The organism is Magnetococcales bacterium (assembly GCA_015231175.1).
Lineage (GTDB): Bacteria > Pseudomonadota > Magnetococcia > Magnetococcales > DC0425bin3 > HA3dbin3.
Genome location: JADGBZ010000135.1, coordinates 1 through 4,909, shown reverse-complemented (window position 1 = coordinate 4,909; position 4,909 = coordinate 1). Strand labels below are relative to the sequence as shown.

Genomic DNA, 4,909 nt, shown 5'->3' with positions numbered 1-4,909 from the left:
AGGGCGCAGCCCTTCCTCCTGGACCTCCATCCCAGTTTTTTGGACGTTTTTTTGGTGAGTGCCGAATCGCTACCATGAGTGTGCCTCTCATTGCTCTGGTGGGTCGTCCCAATGTGGGAAAATCCACTTTATTCAACAGGTTGACGCGAACGCGCGCCGCCTTGGTCGATGACCTGCCTGGTGTGACCCGGGATCGTCAATATGGTCGGGGCCTATGGGGCGAACGGCATTTTCGCATCGTGGATACGGGTGGTTTTCAGGAGAGTTCTTCTGAACCTCTGGCGCAGGATATACGTCAGCAGGCCATGGTGGCCGTCGAGGAGGCGGACGCTGTTGTCCTGGTCGTCGATGGAGTGGCCGGCATGCTTCCTGATGACCAGGTCATTGCCGGGCTGTTGCGTCAGGCCGGCAAACCCCTTGTGATTGCCGTCAACAAAAGCGAGGGGCGACTGGGAAGCGAAGGGGTATGGGACTTTTTTGCCTTGGGTGCCGGTACGGTGGTGGCCATTGCGGCAACCCATGGCCAGGGGATTGATGATTTATTGACGGCGGTTTTCGCGGCGTTGCCTGTGGCGCCACATCCAGATGCGCTGGTTGCGGGTGATCCAGAGGTTGGGTTGCGCGTGGCGGTCATCGGTTGTCCCAATGCGGGCAAGAGTTCCCTGATCAACCGGTTGTTGGGGGAGGAGCGGCTGGTGTCCAGCGCCATTCCCGGCACCACCCGGGATACCATCGATACCCTGTTGACCACGCCGCAGGGACGCACCTACGTGTTGGTGGACACGGCAGGGTTGCGGCGCAAGAGCCGGGTGACGCAACGGGTGGAGTCGTTTTCCGCCCTTGCGGCCCTGAAGGCCATCGACCGGGCCGACGTGGCTGTTCTGGTTTTGGATGGTGTACGGGGTGTCACCGATCAGGATCAGCGGGTTGCCGGTTATGCTGTCGATGCGGGGTGTGGTTTGGTCATGGTGGTCAACAAATGGGATCTTGCGGGTCGTGAGCCCAAGGCTGTGGAGCAGTGCAAAGATCAATTTGAACAGTCATTTCCGCACTTGGAGCACGTTCCCGTTCTGCGCCTTTCGGCGCAGAGTGGCCGGGGTGTTGAACGGTTGCTGCCCACGCTGGACAAGGTGGGTTTGGCATGTCGGCAGCGTATTTCGACAGGCATACTCAACCGTTGGCTGGCTGAAACGCTGGTACGTCACCCTTTGCCCAGGAGTGCCGGGCATTCGGTCAAGATTCGTTATATCTCCCAGGTCAGTGTCGCTCCTCCCACTTTTTTGCTTTTTTCCAACCATCCCGAGGAGATTCATGCCACCTATCGGCGATATTTGGAGAATCGGTTGCGCGAGGCGTTCGATTTTTCCGGTACACCGGTCCGGATGTTGTGCCGCAAGGGGTCGTCCAACACATGAAGGTTTGTAACTATTCAGCACCCTTCCAAGAAAAGCCAGGACATGAAAGCCTTTGTCAGGGCTTCTTTTATTGTAACTATTCACCACCCAGCCACGCATCGGGGTCCAGGGGGCTGGCTCCCTGGCAGATCCAGGACAGAGTCCTGGTGGGGTTCGGGGCGAAGCCCTGACAAAGGCTTTCATATCCAAGCCTTTTTGAAAGGGTGGTGAATGGTCAGCTTTTATTTTTGCTTTTTGCGGCGATAATAGTCCAAAAGGGCGTGGACGGGGACATAGCCACGCAGAACCCCTTGTTTGCTGACCACGGGGAGCATGCGCAGAGCGTATTCCTGCATGAGGGTGGCGGCTTGGCTGATGCTGCCATGCAAGGGGATGCTGACCAGTCTTTGGGTTTCGTTGATCTTGCCCAGTGGCAGGGTGCAGATGGCCTTGTCGCGGGCGCTCATGGCCTGGGTACCGAAAAAAGGCCCCATGAGTTGGCGCAGGTCGCTTTGGCTGACCACGCGGACCAGCTTGCCGTGGTGTTCGACGCCGATATAACGGTAGCCTTTCTGGCGCATGGCATGGATGGCCTTGATGACTCGATCTTCCACCTTCAGGGCGAAGGGGGGGACCGTGGTGACGGCCCGGACGCTGCCGGGTTCATCGGGGTGGGGCAGGCCGTCGGCGACGCCATAGAGGATGTTGGGCAGGGGTGGGTAGGATTTTTTTCCTGCCGTCTGGAGGCCCTCCATGGCGCTGCCCATTCCTGACTCTCCGACCGATCTGTCATCGCTGCCGAACTCGGTCAGGAGATCTGCCTTTTTTTCTGCGCCGGACGCCATGTCGACGCCGTCCATGAGGGGACTTTCCAGGCCGGATGGATGACCGGGGGGGAGGGCTTCAGGGGTTGGTTTGGCAACGGGAGCGGGCTTGCCGGGGTCCGCATCCGATTTTTTCCCCCCTGTCGGTGCCGGGCTGGTTTGAGCGGGCAAAGGGGCCTCCTCGACAAGAGGGGGGGGTGCCGGTTTGGGGGGTGCGGGCGCCGGCTTGGGTGCTGCGGTTGCCTTGGGTGGGGGTGGTGGGGCGGCCTTGACCGGTTCCGGTGCGGGCGCGGCTTCGATTGGCTCCGGTGCGGGCGCGGCTGTCTTGGTTGCCTTGTTCTCTTCTGCGGTACCCTCGATATCGACCTTGAATAAAATTTCGCACAGCCCTTTGGAGAGGATCCAGACGGAGGGCTCAACCGGAAATTTGGAGACCTGGATATCGACGGTGGCGGAAAGATAGGTTTTATGATCCGGGATGGAGTCGGGGAATTCGGCGTACTGGGTATAACTGGTCGGGAGGACGAGGAAGAGGTGGGAGCCCTCCACCTTTTTCTCCACGAGGTCGTTCATGGCGCCAACGACCTGGTTGGCGATCTCCTGGAAACCTTCGTTGACCTCTTCGTTGTATTTGCGGCCCTTGACCTGCTCTTGTATGGCGGCCTCGGGGATCATCATCATCAGACCGGCCAGGGAGATGGAGGTCGCCACATCCATGATGATGTGGATATCACCGGAATTTTTGCCATCTTCCAGCACGTAGGCGATGGTCCGATCCGTTTCAAAGATCGGTTCCATCTCCTCGCGACCGCGCACCAGGGCCAAATCCTTCAAGACGCAGGTGATCGGCGCTGCGGTCAGGGTATTCAGGTCATTGGCCAGTCGGGTGAAGAAGTTCAGAAAAAAAGGCCGGGCCTTTTTGAGGATCTGCTCTTCAGATGTGGGCATGCAGCATCACCTCGTGCGAGACCGTATGGTGACCTCCGGCTTGGTGGCAGACGTTTTGACGGACTATTTGAAAAACTGACCCAGGGTGGCGCGCAGGGTATCCGGGGTAAACGGCTTTTTGATATGGCCATTGGCGCCGCTTTTGATGGCTTCGGCCACTTTGGCATCACCGCCTTCAGTGGTCACCATGACGATGGGGGTTTTGTCGCCGGATTTGCGCAACTCCTTGACGAAGGTCAGGCCATCCATGTTGGGCATGTTCCAGTCGGAGAGGATCAGGTCACACTTGCTGGCGGCTTGGGTTTCGAGGCCTTTTTGGCCATCCGGGGCTTCGAGGATGTCATCGATTTTGAAGCCGGCTTGCCGCAGGCCGCGGGTGACAATTTTCCTCATGACACTGGAGTCATCGACAATCAGGACACGCATGATATTTTCTTTCCTATGGCTGTTGGTAGGTGTTCACTCACCTGCAAGAAGCGTGCAAAATTAAAAGAGCCGACCCAAAAGGATTGTGCCCGGAGTACACGCCAAGCGCGCCCATTATAGCCCAAAATTGCGCCCGGGCAAAATGTTCAAACGCAGTAATGATTCGGTACCCTTTTAAGAAAAGCCTGGATATGAAAGCCTTTGTCAGGGCTTCGCCCCGAATCCACCAGGACGCCATCTCAGGCCCTGCCAGGGAGCCAGCCCCCTGGACCCCGATTCGTTGCCGGGTGGTGAATAGTTACCCCATGCAAACGGTTTCGGAAGCGTTCTTTCATGTCAAAACTTTTATGGCAAGGGTGCTGGATTGTTGCCAGGTATTTAAACACTTGCGAGGACGACCAGCGTATGGTCCCGCATATGGAAGGTGAGTTGGTGAACAGGAAGGACTGTCTTCCACTGGGCGATGAATTCGGTGCCCATGATGGCCACGGGGGGCGTGATGGCGAGGTTGCCGATCTGGGCGCGGGACTTCATGTTGCCGCACACCATGTTGGCCAGTTCTGCGATACCGTCCAGGATATCCTCCTGGGTCAATTCTCTGGTCTGGCTGCCGGTGATGGTTCCGATGATGGCGGCCACGGTGCGCTGAGTGGCCATGACGGCAACGAGGCCATGCAGGGCGCCAAGGATGTGGACGACCCCGCAAACCTCCCGGGTCAGCTGGAAGGATGGCAGAACCTTGACGGCATCACAAGTGACCGTTCCCCAGGACTCGGATTCGAGGATTTGCAAGGTCACGCCTTGTAATGCATCCAGCAGGATACGGCGGTGCTCCAGGGGATCTGCCATGCGACGATGCTCCTACCCCCCCGCGCCCAGGGCTTCCATGATGCGTGCGGCCATCACTTCCTGGGAGAAGGGTTTGGTTTGATAGTGGACTGCTCCGGCCTGGATCGCCTTGATGATATACTCCCGTTCACCTTCCGTGGTGACCATCATGACCGGAATTTGTTGCGTGCGCGGGTCGGCCTTGATTGCCTGCAAAACCTCCAGGCCGTTCAGGCCGGGCATGTTCCAGTCCAGGAGGACGAGCTTGATCTCGTCGGTCTGTTCCCGCAAAATTTCCAGGCCGACGGCGCCATTTTCAGCTTCCAGAACCTCAAAACCCAGGACGCTGCCAACGCCGGCAATGACGCGGCGAATGGTTTTGGAGTCGTCAATCGTGAGCAATTTCATGGCCAATATCCTATGTGCCCCGTTTGAGCTGTGGGCGACCCGGTAAGGGGGGGTGTTGGCAAGAGCCGGGGGGTGTGGGCG

5 protein-coding genes are annotated in these 4,909 nt (G+C 58.3%); 1 reads left to right on the top strand and 4 read right to left on the bottom strand.

The window, feature by feature from the left end; translation table 11 throughout:
• The first annotated feature begins 74 nt into the window (after positions 1 to 74).
• Positions 75 to 1,415 carry a ribosome biogenesis GTPase Der gene (der, locus tag HQL63_15720; protein MBF0178274.1) on the top strand — a complete coding sequence of 447 codons (1,341 nt, stop codon included), beginning with the start codon at positions 75 to 77 and terminating at the stop codon, positions 1,413 to 1,415.
• A 221-nt stretch (positions 1,416 to 1,636) separates the two neighbouring features.
• On the opposite strand, the gene HQL63_15715 is transcribed toward der, so the two are convergent.
• From HQL63_15715 to HQL63_15700, 4 genes are all read right to left on the bottom strand, one after another.
• Positions 1,637 to 3,166 (bottom strand): CBS domain-containing protein, encoded by a 1,530-nt coding sequence (locus HQL63_15715; protein MBF0178273.1) that lies wholly within the window; start codon positions 3,164 to 3,166, stop codon positions 1,637 to 1,639.
• A 63-nt stretch (positions 3,167 to 3,229) separates the two neighbouring features.
• Positions 3,230 to 3,595 carry a response regulator gene (locus HQL63_15710; protein ID MBF0178272.1) on the bottom strand — a complete coding sequence of 122 codons (366 nt, stop codon included), beginning with the start codon at positions 3,593 to 3,595 and terminating at the stop codon, positions 3,230 to 3,232.
• 375 nt (positions 3,596 to 3,970) lie between these two features.
• Positions 3,971 to 4,441, bottom strand: a complete 471-nt coding sequence (locus HQL63_15705; protein ID MBF0178271.1) for a chemotaxis protein CheX — start codon at positions 4,439 to 4,441, stop codon at positions 3,971 to 3,973.
• 12 nt (positions 4,442 to 4,453) lie between these two features.
• Entirely contained in the window at positions 4,454 to 4,828 is a 375-nt protein-coding gene (locus HQL63_15700) for a response regulator (protein ID MBF0178270.1), read from the bottom strand.
• Positions 4,829 to 4,909 lie beyond the last annotated feature (81 nt).